Genomic DNA, 22,269 nt, shown 5'->3' with positions numbered 1-22,269 from the left:
GCGACTGCCCGCGCCGGCCGCTTCCCGTCGACGGCTACGTCAGCGGCAACTGAAGCTCGCCGCCGAGTTCACGTCGCCCGAGCCGTTGTAGCGCGCCACCTGCGGATACGGGCACAGCGGCCGCGTGCGCCCCGCGCCCCATGACGCGGGCACCTCCGCGTTCGGCACCGCATTCGTCGTGTCGCGCGCGGCGGCCACGATCGCGGCGGGCGCATGCCCCTGCTCGACCCACGCGACGAGCGGCGTCAGCATGTCGAACTGGTCGGCCGCCGGCCCGCCCGAACAGTGGTTCATTCCGGGCACCGGATAGAAGCGCGCGAAACCCGACGCGTCGCCGCCGTTCGCCTGCGCGAGCCGCCCGTACCAGTCGCTCGTGTCGTTGAACGAGAACACCGGGTCGCCCGTGCCGTGATAGACGAGCAGCTTCGCGCCGCGCGACTTCAGCGCGGACAGGTTCGTCTCGTCGGGCGGCGTCATGAACGACCACGCGGATTGCGCGTACACGCCGTTGGTCGCGAAGATCGCCGGCGCGTCGTTGTCCATGTCGAAGCCGAGCGCGAAACCGGGCAGGTTCGCGAGCGTCGCGGCGCTTTTCGGCGGCGTCATGAACGTAAACGCCATCGCGGCCGGATCGAGCGTGACCGAATTCGACTGCTTCCACCCGGCCCAGCCGCTGCCGGCCACGCCCGGATCGTATGGAAAGCTCGCGTAGAGCGCCGTGCCCGCGCTGTTGCGCGCGCCCGCGAACACGTTGTCGAGCGCGGTCTTCTGTGCGGTCGTCAGGCAGGACCCGGTACGCGTGCCGTTCGCGCAGGTCGGGATGTCCGCATCGACGCTGAAGTGCGCCTGGCACGCGGCGACGTCCTGCACCATCCCGTCGGCCGCGCCGTCGAGCGCATCGCATTGGTCGAGAATCTTCGCGCCGACGAACTGGCGCTCCGCATCGGTGAAGCCGCTGCGGATATCCGGCAGCCCGTTCGATCCGGTCGCCGACGCGATCTTCGCGAACTGCTGCGCGCCATACATCTCGCCGATCGCCGCCTTCGGCAGGTGGAAGCCCGGATCGCCCGCGATGATGCCGTCGTAGTCGCCCGGGTTGCGCACGGCCGTGACCATCGCGTGACGGCCGCCGTTCGAGCAGCCGCCGAAATAGCTGCGGTCGGGTGCCTTGCCGTAGGCGAGACGAATCACCTGCTTCGCCATCGGCGTCAGCGCATCGACGGCGCCGTAGCCATAGTCGAGGCGCGCCTGCGGATCGACGCCGAACAGCGGGTTCTGCGCGGCGCTGTGCCCGGAATCCGAGCTGATCACCGCGAAGCCCTGGTTCAGCGCATCGGTCAGCGGCCCGCCGCCGCCGATCTCGCCGGTCGCGGTCACGACATTGCCGTCGAGCCCGCCGTTCGCCTGGTAGAAGAAGCGACCGTTCCACGCCTTCGGCAAGCGCATCTCGAAGCCGATCGCATAGGTCTTGCCGTCCGCCGCGCTCACGCGCTCGTTCATTTTTCCTTCGATCACGCAGTGCTCGGCGATCGGCTTGCCGGCCACCGTCAGCGCGCCGGCGGCCGCGGTCGTCACCGACGTGAACGACGTGTTCGCATACGCGAGCTTCGCGGCGAGCGCGTCGCAGGTCTGCGCCATCGCGGCCGGCGTCGCAGCGCTCAGGTGCGTGGGCGCGGAGCTGACCGAATCGTCGCCGCCGCACCCGGCGAGCATGGCGGCGGCGGACAGCGGCGCAATACAGAGGATTGCAGATTTCCTGTTCAAGATAACTCCCGTTCGGTTCGTCACGCCGGTGAATCAGAACATGTGCCGCACGCCGACCATCGCGCCGAGCTGCCCCATCCCTGCGCCGGGCGTCGTGCCTGGCCCGCCGCCACTGACCGAGTAGCGTGCATGCGCGCTGTTCCACAGATACGACGACTGCGCGTAGACGGCCGTGCGCTTGGTCAGCAGGTAGGTCGCGCGCAGCGTCGCCATCGTCGCGCGCGTATCGTGCGCGCTGTTGACGATCCGGTAGCCTTCGCCGTCGACGACGAAATCGGGCTTCACCGCATACGACGCACCGACGAAGAACAGGTCCGAATGCGCGCCGGCCGCGGCCGGCGAACCGGTCGACACGCGCCGCCCGATCCAGCCCGCGCCGATCCGCGCGCCGGCCGCCTGCGCATACGCGCTCACGTGCGTGCGCGCGTCCTTGCCGCCGCTGCTCGTGAAGGGGACGGGCGCGACGCCGTCGAAGAAGTTCGCGGCCGCGCCGGTGCCGCCGCGCTGCTCCTCGTACGATGCCGCCGCACCGAAATACGCGCTGTCGTACTTGAGCATCACCGACCAGTTGCGGCACTGCACCGCGTCGCCCGGCACCTGCCCCGCGCACGTGCCTTGCCCCGGCGAGTTGCCGGTGCCCGCGCCGTCGCGGCCGAACGAATACGCGGCGCCGAGCGTCACGCCGCGATACGTGCCGAGGTAGGTCACCGCGTTGTCGGCGCGTCCGTTCGGCACGTACGCGTCGAACGAGCCGAGCCCGTAGATGTCGGGGCCGATGATGTCCGCGCCCTGCAGCGCGAGATAGGTCATCGTGTACTGACGGCCGAACGCGAGCGTGCCGAAGCCGCTCTTCAGCCCGACGAACGCCTGCCGCCCGAACAGCCGTCCGCCCTGCCCGAGATCGCCGCCGCGCACGTTGAAGCCGCTTTCGAGCGTGAACACCGCCTGGTAGCCACCGCCGAGATCCTCGGTGCCGCGCAACCCCCAGCGCGACGGCAACTCGCCGGTCACGCCCGGCATCCGCACCACGTGGTCGCCGGCCGCGTTTGCGTGCGACACGAATTCGACGCCCGTATCGATGATCCCGTACAGCGTCACGCTCGACTGTGCGTGTGCGCCCGGCGCGGCGAGCGCGCAGCATGCGCCGGCGGCCAGCAGGCCGTTCCTTGTCTTCGTTTTCATGTCGTCTCCAGACCTTGTTGAATCGCGCGCTCTGACGGCGCGCATTGAAAAAACGAACCGTCAGTCGCCGGCTTGCGGGCGGCGAATCAGCACGAATGCAGCGAAGGCCGCGACGAGCGTGACGGGAATGCTCGCGCCGATCACGACGGGCGCGCTGCGGCCGGCGGCCAGCAGCGTCGCGGCCGCGAGCGGCCCGACGACGGAACCGAGCCGGCCGACCGCCACCGCCGCTCCGACGCCGGTTCCGCGCATCGCGGTCGGGTAGTAGATCGCCGCGAGCGCATACAGCACCGACTGCCCGCCGACCACGAACATCCCTGCCGCGAACGCGGCCGCCGCGAGCGACGTGAAACCGGGTGCGGCCGCGAGCGCGGCGAGCGACAGCACGATCCCGACATACATGCCGCCGACAACGCGCGACGCGCGCATCCGGTCGAGCGCCGCACCGATGCCGAGCGCGCCGAGCCCCGCGCCGACGTTGAACGCGATCTGCACGAGGCCGACGTGTGCGCGATCGAGCCCGCGCGCGGCCATCAGCGACGGCAGCCAGTTCAGCAGGAAGTAGAGGACGATCAGCGTGCAGAAATAGCTGATCCACAGCGCAAGCGTCGACGTCGTGCGGCCATCGCCGAACAGCGTCTGGGCGACACTGGACCGCGCGGCCGGCGTGCCCGCGACGTCGAGATACGCGCGCGATTCCGGCAGGAACCACACGAGCAGCGGCACGAGCAGCAGCGGCCCCACGCCGCCGACGTAGAAGATGTGTCGCCATTCGGTATCGCCGGCGAGCAGCACGCCGATCACCGACGCGATCACGCCGCCGAACGGGATCCCGCAATACATCGTCGCGACCGCGCTGCTGCGCGAGCGCGGCTCGACCGCTTCGGACGACAGCGCGATCAGGTTCGGCATCGCGCCGCCGAGGCCGATGCCGGTCAGCACGCGCACGACGACGAGCATCGCGAAGCTCGAGACCTGCGCGGTCGCGATCGACAGCAGCCCGAACAGCACGGTCGATGCGATCAGCACGCGCTTGCGGCCGATCCGGTCGGCGAGCCGCCCGCCGAGCATCGCGCCCGGCAGCAGCCCGAAGGTGCCCGCGCTGAACGCGATGCCCATCTGCGACACGGACAGCCCGAATTCGCGCGCCATCCGCGGCGCGGCGACGCCGACCGACTGCAGGTCGAGCCCTTCGAGGAGTGCGATCGCGAAACACAGCGCGAGCGTGGTCGCGACCGTGGGTTTTTCGGCAACGTAGGTGTTCATTCTGTCTCCAATCCCATGTCTTGTAGTCGGTCGGCCGTGCAACGACCGCCGCGCGCCGCCACCGGCCAGTGGCGGTTCGGCGCGCGAGGTGTCGTATGAACGGCAGCCTTTATCAGGCAACCTGATTCACTGGCCGCAAGCGTGCCTGCCGGTGTCGTGGCCGGCCGGTCGTTGTGTCTGCCTGTTGCTGCTGGTTGCTGCTTACTGCTCGTGCGTACTGCTTACGCGTAAATCACGTCGGGATCGCGCCGCGCCGGGTCGTACAGCGCGTCGATCATCGCCGCGCGATGCTTCTGCACGGCCGCCTGGTTCAGCGAACCCTTGTCGGTCACTTCGCCGAGATCGAGCGACGGCGGCGTGTCGATCAGCCGGATCCGCGCGACGAACGTCGAGCCGCCGCTCGCGTTCCGGTTCAGCGCGGCGAGCCACGCCGCGAACGCCGCCCGCACGGCCGGCGCGCGCAGCACGTCGGTCACGGACGCATCGGCGGCGAGCCCCGCGAGCGCACGGCATGCATCGATGCGCGGGAACACCAGCAAGCCGATATCGTCGCGATCGATCCCGGTCACGACCACGTCCTGCACGTACGGGGCACCCGTCGACACCGCATTCGCGCGCAACGGCCCGACGCTGACGAACGTGCCGCTGCTCAGCTTGAAGTCCTCGGTCAGCCGCCCGTCGAACAGCAGCCCGAGTTCCGGCCGCGCCGGATCGGCAAAGACGCCCGCGTCGCCGCTGCGGTAATAGCCTTCTTCGTCGAACACGTCGCGCGGATCGACGTCCGCATGCCAATAGCCGCGCATCACGTTCGGTCCCTTGAAGCGCAGTTCGTGCTTGCCGCCGCACGGCACGAGCTTCGCGTCGCAGCCGGGCGCGGGCAGCCCGATATAGCCGGCGCGCATCAGCGGCCCCGTCGTGAACAGGCACGACGGCGACGCCTCCGTCATCCCGAGGCCGGCCATGATCCGGATGCGCTCGCCGCAATGCGCTTCGGTCACGCGGTCGAGCCGGTCCCACGCGGCTTGCGACAGCCCCGCGCCGCCGAAGAAATACAGCTTCACGCGCGAGAAGAACGTGTCGCGCAGCTCGGCATCGCGTTCGAGCGCGGCGGCCAGCTCCTCCCAGCCCTTCGGCACGTTGAAGTAGATGGTCGGTGCGATCTCGCGCAGGTTGCGCACGGTTTCGTCGAAGCGGCCGGGCATCGGGCGGCCGTCGTCGATATACAGCGTGCCGCCGTTGTACAGCGCGATGCCGAGGTTGTGGCTGCCGCCGAACGTGTGATTCCACGGCAGCCAGTCGACCAGCACCGGCGGTTCGCGCGTGAGTTCGGGCATCGTCTGGCGCAGCATCTGCTGGTTGCTGCACAGCATCCGGTGCGTGGTCGGCACGGCCTTCGGCTGCTTCGTCGAACCGGACGTAAACAGGATCTTCGCGAGATGATCGGGGCCGACCGCGTCGTGGATCGCATCGATCGTACGCGGGACGGTGGCGAGCAGGCGCGATAGCGGCACCGCGCGCCCGTTGCCGCCGGTGTCGGCATCCTCCTGCGCATCGGCATCGCGGGCGACGATCAGCGCCGCATCGGCCGGCAGCGTCGCGTCGAGCGCACGCGCGAACGGCGCGCGCTCCGCGACGAACACCGCCCCCGGCCGCAATACGCCGAGCGTGTGACGCAGCTTGCCGTAGTCGGTCGACACCAGCGAATACGCGGGCGAGATCGGCGAGTACGGCACGCCGGCCAGCATCGCCGCGAACATCAGCTGCAGATGCTCGAGATCGTTGCCGGACAGCACCGCGAGCGGACGTTCGGCCGACAGCCCGAGATCGACGAGCCCCTGGCCGAGCGCGCGAGCGCGTTCGAGCATCTGCGCGTAGGTGATCTCGATCCAGTGCCCGTCGGCGCCGCGCCGCGCGGCCAGCACGCGGTCGGGGTGCGCTTGCGCGCCGCGCACGAGGCAGTCGGTGATGCGCGTCGGATAATCGCCGAGCGGCTCGCGCGAGCGCAGGTACCAGGTACCGTCGTCGTCGCGGCGAATCTCGACCGCGCCGACCGCGACGGCGGCCGCGCGATAGCGCACGCCGCCCGTGTCGTGGGCGACCTCGCCCGGAGGTTTCACTACATTCATCCGTTTCTCCGAATAGTCTCGCCGTTTCCCTCAAGGGGGGTTCCTTCGGGGGGTATTGCTTTGAAGAAAGGCATGCCGTTGACAGACAGCTTCTTCCTCGGGTTAGGATCACCGGTATGATTCTTGTCTACCGCTACCGAGTGAAGTCGCTCAACGGACTGCTTAACAAGCAGAGCCGCGCGGTGAACTATGTCTGGAACTTCTGCAACGACACGCAGAAGCACGCACTCAAATGGAATAAGAAATGCCCGACGGGTTTTGATCTGAACATGCTGACGACGGGGAGCAGCAAGGCGCTCGGCATCCACTCCGGCACGATCAACGCGACGTGCGAGCAATACGCGAAGTCGCGCAGCCAACACCGACGCCCTTACCTGCGTTATCGCGGCAGAAAAGCGCTTGGCTGGGTGCCGCTGAAGGGCCGTGACCTGAAGCGCGAAGGCGACGCGTTCCGGTACGCCGGCAACACGTTTCGCGTGTTCAACAGCAGGCCGCTTCCCGAAGGCAAGATCAAGGACGGCACCAATTTTGCACAAGATGCGCGTGGCAACTGGTTTCTCAACATCGTGATTGAGGTGCCCGATGCTCAGGCTCGAGCGATCCGTTCTGGTGTTGGCATCGATCTCGGTCTGAAAGACTTTGCCACACTTTCGACCGGCGAGAAGCTGGCGAATGACCAGTTCGGCCGACGCGCGGCGGACAAGCTCGCGAAAGCTCAAAGAGCGCGAAAGCACAAGCGACATATCGCGAAGCTGCACGCCAAGGTCGCAAATGCCCGTGCCGATTTCCAACACAAGCTCGCGCTCGATCTGGTGCGGCGTTTCGATTACATCGCGGTCGGCAATGTGTCGGCTACGAAGCTCGCCAGAACCAGGATGGCGAAGAGCGTCTACGACGCATCCTGGTCGTCCTTCCGGGACAAGCTCCGTTACAAGGCGATCGCGCACGGAGCCACGTTCGAGGAAGTGGACGAAAGCGGTTCTACCCAGTCCTGTTCGGCGTGCGGTTCGAAAGACAGCATGACGCGGCCGAAAGGTATCGCGGGACTGCGAATAAGAGAGTGGGCTTGCAGTGACTGCGGTGTCGTGCATGATCGTGATATCAACGCTGCGCTGAACATTCTCCGATGCGGACGTGCATCGCCAGATGTGGGAATCCTCTGCCGTTAGGCAGCGGAGGACGTCAAATCGGGTAGTGCCGCGGCGTGGTCTGCACGGTGATCCAGCGCAGCTCGGTGAATTCGGCGATCGACGCGCGGCTGCCGAAGCGGCCGTAGCCGCTCGCCTTCGTGCCGCCGAACGGCATCTGCGCTTCGTCGTGCACGGTCGGCCCGTTGATGTGGCAAATCCCCGATTCAATCCGGCGTGCGACCGCCATCGCGCGCGCAACATCGCGGCTGAACACGCTCGCCGACAGCCCGAACTCGCTGTCATTCGCGAGCGCGACCGCTTCGTCGTCGCTATCCGCACGCAGGATAGCGACGACCGGCGCGAAGGACTCCTCGCGATAGAGCCGCATGTCGCGCGTGACGCCGTCGACGATCGCGGGCTGCATCGTCGCGCCGTCCACACGGCATCCGAGCGGCAGTTGCGCGCCATGCGCACGCGCATCCTCGACCAGCGACGCCGCGCGCGCAGCGGCCGACGCATCGACCATCGTGCCGAGCGGATGGCCGGCCAGCGGATCGCCCGCGACCAGCGTGCGCGCCTTCGCGGCGAGGCGTTCGACCAGCGCATCGGCGATCGGCCGCGCGGCGATCACGCGCTCGGTCGACATGCAGATCTGCCCCTGGTTGAAGAACGCGCCGAACGCGATCGCATCGACGGCCGCGTCGAGATCGGCATCGTCCAGCACGAGCACCGGCGCCTTGCCGCCGAGTTCGAGCAGCACGGGCTTAAGGTGGGCGGCCGCGTGGCGCGCGATGATACGCCCGACATGCGTCGACCCGGTGAAGTTGATCCGCTTCACGTGCGGATGCGCGATCATCCGCTCGACGAGTTCGGGTGCGTCGGCCGCCGCGTGCGTGATCACGTTCACCACGCCCGCGCCGAGCCCGGCTTCGTCCAGCACCGCGCCGATCAGCGCATGCACGCCCGGGCACGCCTCGGACGCCTTCAGCACGACCGTGTTGCCGCACGCGAGCGGCATCGCCAGCGCACGCGTGCCGAGGATCACCGGCGCGTTCCACGGCGCGATGCCGAGCACCACGCCGCACGGCACGCGCATCGCGAGCGCGAGATTGCCCGGTACGTCGGACGGGATCACGTCGCCGGCGATCTGCGTCGTCATCGACGCGGCCTCGCGCAGCATGTTCGCCGCGAGCGTCACGTTGAAGCCGAGCCAGCCGGGTGTCGCGCCGGTTTCGGCGACACCGGTCGCGATGATCTCGTCGATGCGCGCATCCATCAGGTCGGCCGCCTTCAGCAGCCGGCGGCGCCGCTCGGTCGGCGCGAGCGCCGCCCATTCGGCGAACGCGCGGTGCGCGGCGTCGATGGCCGCGTCGGCGTCGGCCATGCCGGCCGCCGGCGCGCGCGACGCGAGCGCGCCCGTCGCGGGGTTGAAGCGGTCGAAGGTTCGCCCGTCGCGGGCGGTGCACCACTCGCCGCCGATCAGCATCCGTCTGTCGGTCATGTCGTCTCCTGCCTTGCCTGTCTCTTGCGATTACACCGGCGGTGACGCCGGCGGCTGCGTCGGCGCTTGTATCAGCGCTTGTATGCCTGCAGGCCCGGCTTGATCGTCTTGTCGTCGAGGAACTGCTTCAGCCCCTGTTCGCGGCCTTGTTCCGGATCGCGCAGTTGCGCCTGGTCGAGCTTCGCGTACAGGTAGTCCTCGCACTGCTCCCATGTGAGTTCGCGAGAACGCTTGAAGCCGTGCTTCGCCGCGCGCAGCACGACCGGGTTCTTGTCCATCAGCCGCGCGGCAAGCGCGATCGTCGCGTCGCGCAGCCCGGCGAGCGGCACGCTGCTGTTCACGAGGCCCATCTCCGCCGCTTCCGCGCCGGTGAACGTGTCGCCGGTCATGATGTAGTGCAGCGCGCGACGATGCCCGACCGTGTCGGCCATCGCCTTGCTGACGAGGTTGCCGGGCGGGATGCCCCAGTTGATCTCCGACAGCCCGAACACGGCTTCCTCGGCGGCGATCGCCAGGTCGCACGCGACGAGCGGCGAGAAGCCGCCGCCGAAGCACCAGCCGTTCACCATCGCGATGGTCGGCTTGTTGTACATGCGCAGGCGGCGCCATTGCCATTCCGACGCGTCGCGCCGCACCTTTTCCTGCATCGCGTCCGAGCCGCCGTCGATCTCGCGGAAGTATTCCTTCAGATCCATGCCGGCCGTCCACGCGGCGCCCGCGCCGGTCAGCACCAGCACCTTCGCCTCGTCGTCGAACTCGACCGCGTCGAGGACTTCCAGCATCTCCCGGTTCAGCGTCGGGCTCATTGCGTTGCGCTTCTCGGGGCGATTCAGCGTCACCCACGCGATGCCGGCCTCCACGTTCACTTCAACGGTCTGCCAGCGGTTGTCGTACTTGCTCATGTCTGTTCCTGTCGTTCGTTCCTGTGCGATTCGGTGCGCAGCATGCCTGCTGCGAACGGCTTCATTTAATATCAGGCTACCTGATATTGCAAGCGGCACGAACGCCGGTGTAAACCCGGATCGGAAGGCGGAGAAAGCGCCGGGGAAATCGGGGAGCGGTCGGGCGACCACCGATGGCGCGTGCGAAGCGAGCGCGGGCCTGGCGGGCCCGCGTCGTGAAAATCGGGGAAGCGGTCAGCCGCGCAGATTGCGCGAGAATAGTTCGAGCGCGCGCTGCACGTGCGCGGCGTCGTCGGCCGAGATGTCGCCGAGCATGCGTGCCTCGAGCGGGCGCAGCACGGCTTCGCATTCGCGCAGCATCGCCGCCCCTGCGTCGGTCAGCGTCAGCAGGATGATGCGGCCGTGTGACGGGTCGGCTTCGCGTGTGACGAAACCGCGCGCGGCCATCACGCTCATCACCTCGTTCGCCGATTGCGGCGTGATCCACGAGCGCTCGGCCAACTGCGCGTTCGACGATGCGCCGCGCGCCTCGAGCACCGACAGCGCCGTGTATTGCGCGAGCGTGATGCCGAGCGGCGCGAGCGCGTCGGTCATGTGACGGCGCAGCAGCCGGTCGAGGCCGCCGATCACGTAGGTCAGGCGTTGTTGCACGCGCGCTTTCGGCTTGTCGCCCGTCGCGCGGGCGTTCTTCGCGGCGTTCTTCGGATTCGCGGGCTTGGTCGGTGCGGAACTCATGGTGCGGGCAGGATGGAATTGCGGGCCATCTTACCAGCAGGTGGGGAGTTGAACGGATGTTCGGGGAAGACGGTCCGCCGCCGTGCGCTCGCGCCTGTGCGGCGGATCGCGGGCCTGACCGCGAAGTCCGCCGCGCCAGCAGGATCCCATGGACGGGAACCCGTATGCGACGACGCGATCAACCGCGCGGCGCGCCCGCGAATCGTGCAGTCGGCAGCCCCGCATGCCGCGTCTGCGCGACGAACACGCCGCCCGCATGCGCATCGCCGGCCAGCGCGTCGTCGCTCAAGCCGATGCGCGCGCTCGTCACGTACAGGCGGCCGTCACCGTCAATCGCGACGCAACTCGGCTGCGCGGTGGGCACCTCGACGCGGTCCGTCTCGATCCCGTCCGGCCCATAACGCACCACCCGGCGGCCGCCCCATTGCGCGTTCCACAGCCCGCCGTCGCGATCGACGATCGAGCCGTCCGGGTCGCCGTCCGCATCAGTCAGGCGCGCGAACGAGCGCACGTTCGCGACATCGCCGCCCGCGCGGTAATCGCAGACGAAAATCTCGCGCACGAGCGAATCGCAGAAGTACATTTTCGAACCGTCCGGCGAGAACGCGATGCTGTTCGCGATCGCCGCCGCCGGCAACGCGAGCCGTTCGAGCGTGAGGTCGGCATTGAGCCGGTAGAACCCGCCGACCGCGCGCGGCGGCTCGCCGCCTTCGTCCTTCATCCCGAACACGAACGCGCCGAACGGATCGCACCGGCCGTCGTTCAGGCGCGTCGGCAGATCGGGTTCGACGTCGACGATCCGCGTGAGCGCGCCGCTGCGCAGGTCGAAGAACGCGAGATGCGTCGCGAGCCCGACGAGCAGCACGTCCGGATCGTGCGTGAGCGCGAAGCACGCGAGTCGCTCGGGCATCGCCCACGGCGTCAGGTCCGAGCCGTCCGCGCGGCAGCGCCACAGTTGCGCGCCTTCGATGTCCGTCCAGTACAGCGCGTGCGTCGTGTCGCACCACGTCGCGCCTTCGCCGAGCGTGTTGCGGCTGTCGGCCAGCAGCGTCGCCGACGCGGCCGGATGATTCTGTTGCATGCCGTCTCCCGATATCTGTCGCATTCGCAGGCGGCCGCGCTGCCGGTCAGATCTTCATCGCGCGCCGCTGATTGCGACGATACTGGTCGAACAGCACCGCGAGCAACAGAATTCCGCCGCGTATCAGATATTGGTAAAACGTCGGTACGTTCAGCAGGCTCATCGCATCCTGCACCGCGCCCATGATCAGCACGCCGACCAGCACGCCGGAGATCGTCGCGACACCGCCCGTCAGCGACACGCCGCCGAGCACGCACGCGGAGATCACGCCGAGCTCGAGGCCGACCGACGTCTTCGGATCGCCGAGGCTCATCCGCGACGCCAGCATCACGCCGGCGAAGCCCGTCACGAGCCCCTGCAGCACGAACACCGTGATCTTGATGCGCATCACCGGCAGCCCCGCGAGCAGCGCGGCCTCGCCGTTGCCGCCGACGGCCAGCACGTTCTTGCCGAACACCGTCTTGCGCAGCAGGAAGCCGAACACGACGAAGCCGATGATGTTGCTCCAGATCGGGTACGAGATGCCGAGGAACGAACCGGCCCCGAGCTCGAAAAAGCGCTCCTCGGAAATCATCACCGCGTCGCCGTTCGACGTGATGAACGCGAGCCCGCGCACGACTTCCATCATCGCGAGCGTGACGATCAGCGAATTGATCCGGTAGCGCGCGATCAGCACGCCGTTCACGAGCCCGACCGCACCGCCCGCGAGCACGCCGGCCGCGGTGCCGAACAGCACGCTGTGCGTCGCGGTGATCAGCGTCGACGCGACGACGCCCGAGAACGCGACGATCGATGCGACCGACAGGTCGACCTCGCCGAGCGCGAGCACGAACATCATCGTCACCGCGATCGAACCGATCAGCGTGACCGACAGCAGCAGGCCCTGGATGTTGCGCGGCGTGAGGAAGTCCGGCACCGTCAGCGACAGCGTCGCGAACAGCACGAGAAACACCATCACGATGCCGGAACGGTTGATCAGCTGCCACACGCCGCCGCGCGCTCGCGCGGGCGCGGCGGCGGCATCGGGGGACGGAGAAGTGCGTTGGGGTTGCATTGCCTGGCTCATGTCGTTTGCATTCCGGTTGAACAGCACGCCGCTAGCGCGGCAGCGCGAGCTTGATCAGCGCGTCGGGCGTCGCCTGCGCCTTCGCCACCTCGCCCGCGATCCGTCCTTCCTTCATCACGATGATCCGGTCCGACACGCCGATCACCTCGGCCAGATCGCTCGATACGAGGATCACCGTGCGGCCCGCTTCCGCGAGTTCGTAGAACAGGTTGTAGATTTCCGCGCGCGCGCCGACGTCGATGCCGCGCGTCGGCTCGTCCATCAGGAACACGTCGATGCGCTCGGCCAGCCAGCGCGCCAGCACGACCTTCTGCTGGTTGCCGCCCGACAGCGCGCCGATCGGCGTGTCGCAGTCGCGGGTCTTGATCGCGAGTTGCTCGATGTAGCGTTGCGCGAGCGTGCGCTCGCGCCGCGTGTCGAGCAGCATGCGCGCCGGGCTGAAGTGCCGGCGCGCGCTGATGTTCAGGTTGTCGGCCACCGACGCGATCGCGACGATGCCTTCCTGCTTGCGGTCTTCCGGGCACAGCGCGATGCCGGCGCGCACCGCGTCGCGCGGGCTCCGGAACGCGACCCGCCGCCCGCCCAGCTCGACGTGCCCCGCGGCCGGGCGCACCGCGCCATACAGCAGCTTCATCAGCTCCGAGCGCCCCGCGCCGACCAGCCCGAAGAAGCCGACGATCTCGCCGCGCCGCGCGGCGAACGACACGGGCTCGGACAACCCGGGCCCCGTCAGCCCTTTCGCTTCGATCAGCACGTCGCCGGCCGCGCGCGGCCGGTAGCCGTACACGTCCTCGATCGAGCGGCCGACCATGCAGCCGATCAGCCGGTCGCGGTCGAGCTCGGCGACGGAATCGAACGTGTCGATCCGGCGGCCGTCGCGAAACACGGTCACGCGGTCGCACAGCTCGTAGACCTCTTCCATCCGGTGCGTGACGTAGATGATCGCGCGGCCTTCCGCGCGCAGCGCGCGGATGATCCGGAACAGCTGCGTGGTCTCGCGTGCGGACAGCGAGCTCGTTGGTTCGTCGAACGCGATCACGCGCGCGTCGCGCATCAGCGCCTTGCCGATCTCGATCATCTGGCGCTGACCGATCGACAGGTACTTCACCGGAATGCCCGGATCGATATGCTCGCCGAGCCGCTCCAGCGCATCGAGCGCGCGCGCGGCGAGCGTGCGCTCGTCGACCACGCCAAGCCGGCTCGGCAACTGCCCGAGCATCAGGTTCTCGGCGACCGTCAGCTCGGGCACCAGATGCAGCTCCTGGTAGATGATCGCGATGCCGGCTTCGAGCGCGGCGCGCGTCGACGCGAAGCGCTGCACCGTGCCGTTCAGCGTCAGCGTGCCGGCCTGCGGCTGGTTCACGCCGGACAGCACCTTCAGCAGCGTCGATTTCCCCGCGCCGTTCTCGCCCATCAGCCCGTGCACTTCGCCCGCGCGCACCGACAGCGACACGGCGTCGAGCGCGCGCACGCCCGGGAACGTCACCGTGATGCCGTCGAGCGCGAGCAGCGGGCCGCCCGGCGGCGGCGCGCCCGCTTCGACAGCGTCGCGGGACACGGCCGTGATCGTCTGCATCGTCATCGCGTTCTCGCCTCGCCCGCTCAGATGCCGAGCTCGGCGCGCACGGCCTGCCAGTTCGCGCGCGTCATCAGCTTGCCGCTCGTCTGCGTATCGGCGGGCGGCGTCTTGCCGTTGCGGATCCAGTCGACGAGGTTCTGCGTGCTGTCCTTGCCGTGGTTCGTCGAGCTGACCGCGATCGTCCCATAGAAGCCGGTCGGCTCCTTCTTCTGGAATTCGGCGAACGCCTCGCCCGCGCCGTTGATGCCGACGCCGATCACGTCGGCCGCCGCGATGTGCAGCTGTTCGGTCGCGCGCACCGCGCCGAGCACGGTTTCCTCGTTCAGCGCGTAGACCACCCATTTCTTCACGTTCGGATGGCGCGCGAGCACCGGCGCCGCAGCGCTGAAGCCGCCTTCGTCGTCGGTCGTCTTCTGCGGCGCGTCGAAGATGTTCTCCTTGCGGAAGCCGTTCGCGAGCAGCGCCTGCGTCGCGCCGTCGGTGCGCAGCTTCGCGGTCGGCAGCTCGTTGTTCGTGATCCGCAGCGCGCCGACTTCTTCCGGCTTCCAGCCGCGTCGCTTCATTTCATCAGAGATCGCCTGGCCGACCTGGTTGCCGATCTTCGTCGCCGACATCCCGAGATGCGGCACGTTCGGAAGCGGCTTGCCGGTCGAGTCGACGAGCTGGTCGTCGACGGTCACGAACTTCATGTTGTAGCGCTTCGCGCGCGCGGAGATCGCCGGGCCGAGGCGCACGTCGGGCGCGCAGATAACGAAGCCCTGCGCGCCCTGCGAGCCGAGGTTGTCGATCGCGGCCAGCACCTTCTCGCCGTCGGGCGTGCCGATCTTCACGACCGAGAAACTCTCCTTCTGGCCGAGCGCGGTTGCCGCGTTCTGCTCGTTGATGAACCATGCCTGCTCGGGCATCTTCACCAGGAAGCCGATCTTCAGCGGCGCGTCGGCGTGCGCGGCGCCCTGCATGCCGAGCGGTGCGATGCAAAGCGCGGCCAGCAGCGCGCGCAGGGTGTGTCGGCGAATCGTGCGGTTCATGCGGTGTCTCCTTGTATTGGCTTGGGTCTTCATCATGCATCGTGCGCGGTCGCGGTGGCGCGCGCCGGCACGTTTTCAGCGGCCAAACGCGTCGGTCCCGACGCGCCGGCCGAACAGGAATGCATCGGCGACGAGCCGCAACGGCCGTACGTCGACGTCGCTTACGCCGCGCGCGATCAGCGCGCGGAAATGCGCATACAGTGCCGGATACTCGCGCTCCGGCCCGATCTCGACCGGCTCGCCGGCAATCGACAATTGCGCGCCGCCGCGGCTGATCGCGAGCACGCCGTCCGACGTATCGACCGCGATCTCCCATTGCTCGACGGGGCCGTGCCGCCAGTCGAATTCCGCGCGCACGGGCACGCCGTCAGTATCCGCGCAATCGAGTTCGGCCGCGATCGGCGTCTGCACGTCGCTCGGCACGTAGAGCGTCGCCTCGCGCAACACGAGTTCGCGCGGCAGGATCCGCGTGACGATCGACAGCGCGTTGATGCCGGGATCGAACACGCCGAGGCCGCCGGGCTCCCAGATCCATTGCTGCCCCGGGTGCCAGCGACGCACGTCTTCCTTCCAGCGCACCTGCACCGCGCGGATCGTGCGCGTCGCGAGCCACGCGCGCGCGGGCTCCACCGCGCTCGCGCAGCGCGAATGCCAGGTCGCGAACAGCGTGAGGCCGCGCGCGTGAGCGAGCGCCTCCAGCGCGGCCACTTCGCCGAGCGTCGCGCCCGGCGGCTTCTCGAGCATCACGTGCTTGCCGGCTTCGAGCGCGGCGCGCGCCTGCGCGTAGCGCACCTGCGGCGGCGCGCACAGCGACACGGCGTCGAGCTCGCGCTCGGCGGCCAGCAGCGCACGCAGGTCCGGATAATTCCGCACGCCGGTGACTTCCGCGTGACGGCTCGCGCATGCGGCGAGCGCGAAGCCCGGTTCGGCGGCGATCGCCGGCAGATGCTGGTCGCGCGCGATCTTGCCGATCCCGACGACGCCCAGCGAAATCACATCGCTCATGGTGCGTTCCTCCTTCGCCACTCGCTCAGTGCGCCCAGCGCAGCACGAGCGGATCGAGCCGGCGCGCGATCGCGAGCAGTTCCGCGCGCGTGTCCGGATGCAGTTCCGGCATCGGATGCCGCGGCCGCTCGCACGCGATCACGCCGCCTTCGCGCATCAGCGCCTTCGCGGTGAGGATCCCGGACTGGCGGTTCTCGTGATTGATCAGCGGCAGCCACGCCTGGTAGCGCGCGAACGCGTCGTCGTGGCGCCCTTCGCGCCACGCTTCGAGGATCGGCCGGATGCCGTCCGGAAACGCGCCGCCCGTCATCGCGCCGGTCGCGCCCGCATGGAGGTCGGCGAGCAGCGTGATCGCCTCCTCGCCGTCCCACGGCCCCTCGATCGCGTCGCCGCCGAGCCGGATCAGCTCGCGCAGCTTGTTCGCGGCGCCGGGCGTCTCGATCTTGAAGTACGCGACCTGCTCGATCTCCCGCGCCATCCGCGCGAGGAACGGCGCCGGCAGCGCGGTGCCGCTCGCGGGCGCGTCCTGGATCATGATCGGGATCGCGATCGCGTCGGACACGCGTGCATAGAAATCGAAGATCTGCGCCTCCGGCACGCGGAACGTCGCGCCGTGATACGGCGGCATCGCCATCACCATCGCCGCGCCGAGCTGCTGCGCGCGCAGGCTGCGCGCCGCGCACACCTGGGTGCTGTAGTGCGACGTCGTGACGATCACCGGCACGCGGCCCGCGACGTGTTCGAGGATCGTGCGCGTGAGCACGTCGCGTTCGTCGTCGGTGATCGCGAACTGCTCGGAGAAGTTCGCGAGGATGCACAGCCCGTCCGAGCCCGCGTCGATCATGAAATCGACCGAGCGCTTCTGGCTCGCGAGGTCGAGCGCGCCGGTATCGGAAAACGTCGTCGGGACGACGGGGAAGATGCCGCGATAACGCGGCGTGCTGCTCGATGTCATGGTTCGGTCCTGCGTCGGCCTCGACGATGTTCGGCCGTCATGCGTTCACGGTTTCACGAAGCGCGGGCCAGGGCCCGCAACCGGTTGCGGCACCTGCCGCTCAATGCGAATGGCTCGGCACTTCCGCGCCGCGCGTGCCGACCAGGAAGTCGAGGTCGCACCCCTCGTCGGCCTGCAGCACGTGATCGATATACAGCCGCGCGTAGCCGCCCTTGCCGAGCTGGCCGGCCACGCCCGGCGCCGCGGTCGGATCGACGTCCGACAGGCGGCGCTGCAGTTCGTCATCCGTAATGTCGAGATGCAGCGTGCCGGCTTCGCAGTCGAGTTCGATCCAGTCGCCGTTGCGCACGGCCGCGAGCGGCCCGCCGGCGGCGGCCTCCGGCGCGACGTGCAGCACCACCGTGCCGTACGCGGTGCCGCTCATCCGCGCATCGGAAATCCGCACCATATCCTTCACGCCCTGGCGCAGCAGCTTCGGCGGCAGCCCCATGTTGCCGACTTCGGCCATCCCCGGATAGCCGCGCGGCCCGCAATTCTTCAGCACGAGCACCGAGCTCGCGTCGACGTCGAGCGCTTCGTCGTTGATCGTGGCCTTGTAGTGATCGAGGTTCTCGAACACGACCGCACGGCCGCGATGCTTCAGCAGCTCGGGGCTCGCCGCCGACGGCTTGAGCACCGCGCCGCGCGGCGCGAGATTGCCGCGCAGGATGCGGATGCCGCCGTCCGCGATCAGCGGCCGGTCGAGCGGGCGGATCACCTCGTCGTCGTAGTTCGGCGCTTCGCGCACGTTGTCCCACAGCGACTTGCCGTTCACCGTCAGCGCGTCCGGGTTCGGCAGCAGCCCGCCTTCGCCGAGCCGGCGCAGCACGGCCGGCAGGCCGCCCGCGTAATAGAACTCCTCCATCAGGAAACGCCCCGACGGCATCAGGTCGACGATCGTCGGCGTGTCGCGGCCGATGCGCATCCAGTCCTCGAGTTCGAGCGGCACGCCGATGCGGCCCGCGATCGCCTTCAGGTGGATCACCGCGTTGGTCGAGCCGCCGATCGCCGCGTTCGCGCGGATCGCGTTCTCGAACGCCGCGCGCGTCAGGATCTTCGACAGCGTGAGCCCTTCGAGCGCCATCTCGACGATGCGGATGCCCGACATGTGCGCGAGCACGTAGCGGCGCGAATCGACGGCCGGAATCGCCGCGTTGTGCGGCAGCGCGACGCCGAGCGCCTCGGCCATGCACGCCATCGTCGACGCGGTGCCCATCGTGTTGCAGGTGCCGGCCGAGCGCGACATCCCGGCTTCGGCCGACAGGAAGTGATGCAGGTCGATCTCGCCGGCCTTCAGTGCTTCGTGCAGCTGCCACACGGCCGTGCCCGAACCGATGTTCTTGCCTTCGAGCTTGCCGTTCAGCATCGGCCCGCCCGACACGACGATCGCCGGCACGTCGCAGCTCGCCGCGCCCATCAGCAGCGCGGGCGTCGTCTTGTCGCAGCCGGCGAGCAGCACGACCGCGTCGATCGGATTGCCGCGGATCGCTTCCTCGACGTCCATCGACGCGAGGTTGCGCGTGAGCATCGCCGACGGCCGCAGGTTCGATTCGCCGTTCGAGAACACCGGGAACTCGACCGGGAAACCGCCCGCCTCGGAGATCCCGCGTTTCACGTGCTCGGCGAGCTTGCGGAAGTGCGCGTTGCACGGCGTCAGTTCGGACCACGTGTTGCAGATGCCGATGACCGGCCGGCCATCGAATTCGTGATCGGGAATGCCCTGGTTCTTCATCCAGCTCCGGTACATGAAGCCGTTCTTGTCGTTCGTGCCGAACCATTGGGCGGAGCGCAGCCTGGGTTTTGTTGCCGACATCGTCAGTCCTGTGGTGACGGGATACCGGCGCAGTCTAGGCAGAATTTTGATAACTCGCCAATTGCGTTTTCGGCGATTACGATATCGATTCCGATATCGATATAAACCCGTACGATGCCCGAAGCCAGCCCGTGGGGAAACCGCGCCCGTCTGAAGACCCGCCAGCTCCTGCTGGTCGTCGCGCTCGCCGACGAAGGCAGCATTCATCGCGCGGCGGCCGCGCTGAACATGACGCAGCCGGCCGCGTCGAAGCTGCTGCGCGAACTCGAGGAATCGATCGGCGCGGTGCTGTTCGAGCGCCTGCCGCGCGGGATGCGGCCGACGCTGTACGGCGACGCGCTGATCCGCCACGCGCGCGCAGCGCTCGGCAGCCTCGACCAGGCGCGCGAGGAACTGGCCGCGCTGAAGGCCGGCCATCTCGGGCACGTGGCGGTGGGCGCGATCACGTCGCCGGGCCTGCGGCTCGTGCCGCCGGCCGTCGCCGCCGTGAAGGGCACGCATGCGGGCCTGCACGTGTCGGTCGAGATCGACACCAGCAACGTGCTGCTCGAACATCTCGCACAGGACAAGATCGACATCGTGCTCGGCCGGCTCTCCGCCGAACACGACAAGCTGCGCCTGCGCTACGAGCCGCTGACCGGCGAGTCGGTGGCCGCGGTCGTCCGGCCCGGCCATCCGCTGCTCGCGCTGGCGCCGCTGTCGCTCGCCGACGTGCAGCGCGCCGCGTGGATCGTGCCGCCGGCCGGCAGCGTGCTGCGCCATCGCTTCGAACTCGTGTTCCAGCGCGCCAGCCTCGCGCCGCCCGCGAACCTCGTCGAGACGTCCGCGCTGCTGCTCATCACGCAGCTGCTCGAACAGAGCGACATGATCGCGGTGCTCGCGGAGGACGTCGCGCACTACTACGCGCGACACGGGATCGTCACGGTGCTGCCGCTGGAGATGGATTGCCGGATGGACGATTTCGGGATCATCACGCGCACCGACCGGCTGCATTCGCCGGCCGTCACGGTGATGGCCGACGCGATTCGTGCGGCTGCGCGGGAGGTTTACGGCGTCGTGCTGTGACGACTCGGCGGCCAGGCCGTTGCCGGTTTGTTCGGCACGCATGCCCGTCGAATGACAGGCATGCAGCTTCTGTCGCGCGTTACACCCAGGGCTGCGCGAGCCCTTCCGTCTGCAACGCCCGCTGGATCGCCGGGCGCGCGAGCACCCGCTGCAGATAACCGCCGAGTATCGGCCGTTGCCGCGCCGGCGCGGCAAAGCCGCGGGTCCAGCGGCACAGCATCAGCGCATACGGATCGAGCACCGTGTAGTGCGCGCCGAGCAGCCAGGGGCCGCCACTCGTTTCCAGTTGACGGTCGAGCTGATCGAGCAGCGCGGCGATTTTTGCCTCCGCATGCGCCTTGACCTGCGCGGCCCCCGACGCATTGCCCGCATCGACCCATCGCTCCGGATAGAAATACGCGATCAGCGTCGCCTGGAGCGTGTTGGTGAGCCAGATCAGCCATTTGTAGAATTCGGCGCGCGCCGGTGTGCCGAGTGCCGGCGCAAGCCGCTGCGCCGGGTGCGTATCGGCGAGATGCAGGCAAATCGCGGCGGTTTCGTACAGCGCCAGATCGCCGTCGACCAGCACCGGAATGAGTCCGTTCGGATTGAGCGCGAGGTAGTCCGGCGACTTGTGCTGATTGTGCGTGCGGTCGACGAATTCAAGCTCGAACGGCTTCCCGATTTCTTCCAGCACGAAGTGGGGCGCCATGCTTGCATTGCTGGGGTAGTAGAAAAGCTTCATCGTGATTTCCGTTGCCGGCGTCACGCCGCGGCGACCTCGATCACCGGCTCGCAGCGGATCGGGAAGTTGACCGAATTCGCGATATAACACTTCGCGTGCGCTGCATGATGCAGATGCTCCGCCACGTCGGGATCGTCGCCAGCGCGAATCGTCACCCGAGGGCGCAACACGATTTCCGTGAAACGGCCCGGCTCGGGGTTGTCGATCATCGTCCCTTCGGCATCGTCGACATAGGCAAGCACGCGGATGCCTGCATCCGCGCACAGATGCAGGTACCAGAGCTTGTGGCACGCCGAGGCCGACGCCAGTAGCAGATCCTCGGGATTCCAGCGCGACGCGTCGCCGCGAAACGCCGCATCCGACGAACCCGGAATGTCCGGCTTGGAACCGGCCCGGATCACATGATCGCGGCCGTACTCGCGATACCCCGACGTACCGGTGCCGCGATTGCCCGTCCACTGCACTGCGACGCGATATTTGTGTTCACCAGATGCCATCTCGCTCTCCATTGATATCGGTTGCTTCGACCGGGCCGGATTTCATTTTACGGAGCCCGCCGGTGGTCGTCATTGTGGCACCGGAATCCCATTTGGTATACCATTATTCCAAAATGAGGAACACGCAGGCATGGAAGCCAGACTCGACTCCACCGCGGACGCAGTAGCCGCATCATTGCGGGAAATGATCATCAACGGCGAGCTGGAGGCCGGCGAGCGACTCGTCGAGCGCGACCTGGCCGACCGGTTCGGGGTCAGCCGGATTCCGATGCGCGAAGCCATCCAGCGCCTGGAACGCGAAGGGCTGCTGGATATCTTCAGGAATCGCGGCGCCATCGTGCGCATGCTGACCGCGTCGGACGTGCAGGAAATCTACGATCTGCGCGCGCTGCTCGAAGGCGACGCGATCTACCGGAGCGTGAAGCGTCTCGACGACGAGACGCTGGCGCGCGCCGAACTCGTCCATCGCCTGCTCGGCGACGCGGCCGTGCCGCGCCGGCAGGGCGAGCTGAACCGCGAATTCCATGCGTTGCTGTATGCGTGCTGCGGCAACGCGCGGCAGTTGAAGGCGATCGCGGAACTGCGCAGCCAGGTCGAACGTTACGAGCGCCTGCAGGCCACGCTGCTCGCAGATACGCCGTCGTTCCAGGTCGAGCACGAGGACATCCTGCAGGCGTGCCGTGAACGCAATGCACGCGCCGCCCGTTCGATGACGATCGCGCATCTCGAGTCGGCCAGAAGCATCGTCATGCGGCGCGTCGAAGGCGGGTGAGGCCGGTGCCGCGCGCGCCGTTCGCTAAGCCGCACGCGA

General features: G+C 68.3%; 19 protein-coding genes. 3 read left to right on the top strand and 16 right to left on the bottom strand.

Annotated features, from left to right (window positions below):
- Nucleotides 1-39: 39 nt before the first annotated feature.
- From CUJ89_RS32765 to CUJ89_RS32750, 4 genes are all read right to left on the bottom strand, one after another.
- A complete protein-coding gene (locus tag CUJ89_RS32765; RefSeq protein WP_114181357.1) occupies nucleotides 40-1,764 on the bottom strand; it encodes a tannase/feruloyl esterase family alpha/beta hydrolase in 1,725 nt (574 codons plus the stop codon).
- A 33-nt stretch (nucleotides 1,765-1,797) separates the two neighbouring features.
- Nucleotides 1,798-2,946: a porin gene (locus CUJ89_RS32760; RefSeq protein ID WP_114181356.1), complete on the bottom strand. Its 1,149-nt coding sequence runs from the start codon at nucleotides 2,944-2,946 to the stop codon at nucleotides 1,798-1,800.
- Between the two features lie 60 nt (nucleotides 2,947-3,006).
- Nucleotides 3,007-4,212, bottom strand: a complete 1,206-nt coding sequence (mhpT, locus tag CUJ89_RS32755; protein WP_114181355.1) for a 3-(3-hydroxy-phenyl)propionate transporter MhpT — start codon at nucleotides 4,210-4,212, stop codon at nucleotides 3,007-3,009.
- A gap of 221 nt (nucleotides 4,213-4,433) precedes the next feature.
- Complete coding sequence (locus tag CUJ89_RS32750) at nucleotides 4,434-6,338, bottom strand: feruloyl-CoA synthase (protein ID WP_114181354.1); 1,905 nt, start codon at nucleotides 6,336-6,338, stop codon at nucleotides 4,434-4,436.
- A 116-nt stretch (nucleotides 6,339-6,454) separates the two neighbouring features.
- Here CUJ89_RS32750 and CUJ89_RS32745 point away from each other — a divergent pair, with 116 nt between their 5' ends.
- Nucleotides 6,455-7,507 (top strand): RNA-guided endonuclease InsQ/TnpB family protein, encoded by a 1,053-nt coding sequence (locus CUJ89_RS32745; protein ID WP_114181353.1) that lies wholly within the window; start codon nucleotides 6,455-6,457, stop codon nucleotides 7,505-7,507.
- Between the two features lie 13 nt (nucleotides 7,508-7,520).
- On the opposite strand, the gene CUJ89_RS32740 is transcribed toward CUJ89_RS32745, so the two are convergent.
- The 10 genes from CUJ89_RS32740 to CUJ89_RS32695 all read right to left on the bottom strand — a co-directional run bounded on the left by CUJ89_RS32740 (nucleotide 7,521) and on the right by CUJ89_RS32695 (nucleotide 19,172).
- Nucleotides 7,521-8,969, bottom strand: coding sequence for an aldehyde dehydrogenase (locus CUJ89_RS32740; RefSeq protein ID WP_114181352.1), 1,449 nt, complete (start codon nucleotides 8,967-8,969; stop codon nucleotides 7,521-7,523).
- 71 nt (nucleotides 8,970-9,040) lie between these two features.
- Nucleotides 9,041-9,871: a p-hydroxycinnamoyl CoA hydratase/lyase gene (locus tag CUJ89_RS32735; protein ID WP_114181351.1), complete on the bottom strand. Its 831-nt coding sequence runs from the start codon at nucleotides 9,869-9,871 to the stop codon at nucleotides 9,041-9,043.
- A 234-nt stretch (nucleotides 9,872-10,105) separates the two neighbouring features.
- Nucleotides 10,106-10,606, bottom strand: coding sequence for a MarR family winged helix-turn-helix transcriptional regulator (locus tag CUJ89_RS32730; RefSeq protein ID WP_059792698.1), 501 nt, complete (start codon nucleotides 10,604-10,606; stop codon nucleotides 10,106-10,108).
- 178 nt (nucleotides 10,607-10,784) lie between these two features.
- Complete coding sequence (locus tag CUJ89_RS32725; RefSeq protein WP_114181350.1) at nucleotides 10,785-11,687, bottom strand: SMP-30/gluconolactonase/LRE family protein; 903 nt, start codon at nucleotides 11,685-11,687, stop codon at nucleotides 10,785-10,787.
- Between the two features lie 46 nt (nucleotides 11,688-11,733).
- Nucleotides 11,734-12,753: an L-arabinose ABC transporter permease AraH gene (gene araH / locus CUJ89_RS32720; RefSeq protein WP_114181694.1), complete on the bottom strand. Its 1,020-nt coding sequence runs from the start codon at nucleotides 12,751-12,753 to the stop codon at nucleotides 11,734-11,736.
- A 31-nt stretch (nucleotides 12,754-12,784) separates the two neighbouring features.
- Nucleotides 12,785-14,335 (bottom strand): L-arabinose ABC transporter ATP-binding protein AraG, encoded by a 1,551-nt coding sequence (gene araG / locus CUJ89_RS32715; RefSeq protein ID WP_114181349.1) that lies wholly within the window; start codon nucleotides 14,333-14,335, stop codon nucleotides 12,785-12,787.
- A gap of 20 nt (nucleotides 14,336-14,355) precedes the next feature.
- A complete protein-coding gene (locus CUJ89_RS32710; RefSeq protein ID WP_114181348.1) occupies nucleotides 14,356-15,360 on the bottom strand; it encodes an arabinose ABC transporter substrate-binding protein in 1,005 nt (334 codons plus the stop codon).
- Between the two features lie 75 nt (nucleotides 15,361-15,435).
- Nucleotides 15,436-16,365, bottom strand: a complete 930-nt coding sequence (locus tag CUJ89_RS32705; RefSeq protein WP_114181693.1) for a Gfo/Idh/MocA family protein — start codon at nucleotides 16,363-16,365, stop codon at nucleotides 15,436-15,438.
- 25 nt (nucleotides 16,366-16,390) lie between these two features.
- The gene (locus tag CUJ89_RS32700) at nucleotides 16,391-17,320 is read right to left on the bottom strand and encodes a dihydrodipicolinate synthase family protein (protein WP_114181347.1); all 930 of its coding nucleotides are present in this window, start codon (nucleotides 17,318-17,320) and stop codon (nucleotides 16,391-16,393) included.
- Nucleotides 17,321-17,420: 100 nt separating this feature from the next.
- Nucleotides 17,421-19,172: an IlvD/Edd family dehydratase gene (locus CUJ89_RS32695; RefSeq protein WP_114181346.1), complete on the bottom strand. Its 1,752-nt coding sequence runs from the start codon at nucleotides 19,170-19,172 to the stop codon at nucleotides 17,421-17,423.
- Nucleotides 19,173-19,286: 114 nt separating this feature from the next.
- Here CUJ89_RS32695 and CUJ89_RS32690 point away from each other — a divergent pair, with 114 nt between their 5' ends.
- Nucleotides 19,287-20,237: a LysR family transcriptional regulator gene (locus CUJ89_RS32690; RefSeq protein WP_114181345.1), complete on the top strand. Its 951-nt coding sequence runs from the start codon at nucleotides 19,287-19,289 to the stop codon at nucleotides 20,235-20,237.
- A gap of 79 nt (nucleotides 20,238-20,316) precedes the next feature.
- On the opposite strand, the gene CUJ89_RS32685 is transcribed toward CUJ89_RS32690, so the two are convergent.
- Both CUJ89_RS32685 and CUJ89_RS32680 read right to left on the bottom strand, forming a co-directional pair.
- Nucleotides 20,317-20,961 carry a glutathione S-transferase family protein gene (locus CUJ89_RS32685; protein WP_114181692.1) on the bottom strand — a complete coding sequence of 215 codons (645 nt, stop codon included), beginning with the start codon at nucleotides 20,959-20,961 and terminating at the stop codon, nucleotides 20,317-20,319.
- A gap of 20 nt (nucleotides 20,962-20,981) precedes the next feature.
- Nucleotides 20,982-21,458, bottom strand: coding sequence for an OsmC family protein (locus CUJ89_RS32680; RefSeq protein WP_114181691.1), 477 nt, complete (start codon nucleotides 21,456-21,458; stop codon nucleotides 20,982-20,984).
- A gap of 130 nt (nucleotides 21,459-21,588) precedes the next feature.
- Here CUJ89_RS32680 and CUJ89_RS32675 point away from each other — a divergent pair, with 130 nt between their 5' ends.
- The gene (locus tag CUJ89_RS32675) at nucleotides 21,589-22,230 is read left to right on the top strand and encodes a GntR family transcriptional regulator (protein WP_114181344.1); all 642 of its coding nucleotides are present in this window, start codon (nucleotides 21,589-21,591) and stop codon (nucleotides 22,228-22,230) included.
- Nucleotides 22,231-22,269 lie beyond the last annotated feature (39 nt).

It is taken from the genome of Burkholderia pyrrocinia (genome assembly GCF_003330765.1).
Taxonomy (GTDB): Bacteria; Pseudomonadota; Gammaproteobacteria; order Burkholderiales; family Burkholderiaceae; genus Burkholderia; species Burkholderia pyrrocinia_B.
This window is presented reverse-complemented; position numbering and strand designations above follow the sequence as displayed.

Bases quoted from the DNA above. Each gene is read 5' to 3' on its own strand.
- CUJ89_RS32690 (WP_114181345.1), top strand. From the start codon at position 19,287: ATGCCCGAAGCCAGCCCGTGGGGAAACCGCGCCCGTCTGAAGACCCGC.
- CUJ89_RS32740 (WP_114181352.1), bottom strand. From the start codon at position 8,969: ATGACCGACAGACGGATGCTGATCGGCGGCGAGTGGTGCACCGCCCGC.
- CUJ89_RS32710 (WP_114181348.1), bottom strand. From the start codon at position 15,360: ATGAACCGCACGATTCGCCGACACACCCTGCGCGCGCTGCTGGCCGCG.
- araH (WP_114181694.1), bottom strand. From the start codon at position 12,753: ATGAGCCAGGCAATGCAACCCCAACGCACTTCTCCGTCCCCCGATGCC.
- CUJ89_RS32700 (WP_114181347.1), bottom strand. From the start codon at position 17,320: ATGACATCGAGCAGCACGCCGCGTTATCGCGGCATCTTCCCCGTCGTC.
- CUJ89_RS32680 (WP_114181691.1), bottom strand. From the start codon at position 21,458: ATGGCATCTGGTGAACACAAATATCGCGTCGCAGTGCAGTGGACGGGC.
- CUJ89_RS32705 (WP_114181693.1), bottom strand. From the start codon at position 16,365: ATGAGCGATGTGATTTCGCTGGGCGTCGTCGGGATCGGCAAGATCGCG.
- CUJ89_RS32735 (WP_114181351.1), bottom strand. From the start codon at position 9,871: ATGAGCAAGTACGACAACCGCTGGCAGACCGTTGAAGTGAACGTGGAG.
- araG (WP_114181349.1), bottom strand. From the start codon at position 14,335: ATGACGATGCAGACGATCACGGCCGTGTCCCGCGACGCTGTCGAAGCG.
- CUJ89_RS32745 (WP_114181353.1), top strand. From the start codon at position 6,455: ATGATTCTTGTCTACCGCTACCGAGTGAAGTCGCTCAACGGACTGCTT.
- CUJ89_RS32695 (WP_114181346.1), bottom strand. From the start codon at position 19,172: ATGTCGGCAACAAAACCCAGGCTGCGCTCCGCCCAATGGTTCGGCACG.
- CUJ89_RS32725 (WP_114181350.1), bottom strand. From the start codon at position 11,687: ATGCAACAGAATCATCCGGCCGCGTCGGCGACGCTGCTGGCCGACAGC.
- CUJ89_RS32685 (WP_114181692.1), bottom strand. From the start codon at position 20,961: ATGAAGCTTTTCTACTACCCCAGCAATGCAAGCATGGCGCCCCACTTC.
- mhpT (WP_114181355.1), bottom strand. From the start codon at position 4,212: ATGAACACCTACGTTGCCGAAAAACCCACGGTCGCGACCACGCTCGCG.
- CUJ89_RS32675 (WP_114181344.1), top strand. From the start codon at position 21,589: ATGGAAGCCAGACTCGACTCCACCGCGGACGCAGTAGCCGCATCATTG.
- CUJ89_RS32760 (WP_114181356.1), bottom strand. From the start codon at position 2,946: ATGAAAACGAAGACAAGGAACGGCCTGCTGGCCGCCGGCGCATGCTGC.
- CUJ89_RS32730 (WP_059792698.1), bottom strand. From the start codon at position 10,606: ATGAGTTCCGCACCGACCAAGCCCGCGAATCCGAAGAACGCCGCGAAG.
- CUJ89_RS32750 (WP_114181354.1), bottom strand. From the start codon at position 6,338: ATGAATGTAGTGAAACCTCCGGGCGAGGTCGCCCACGACACGGGCGGC.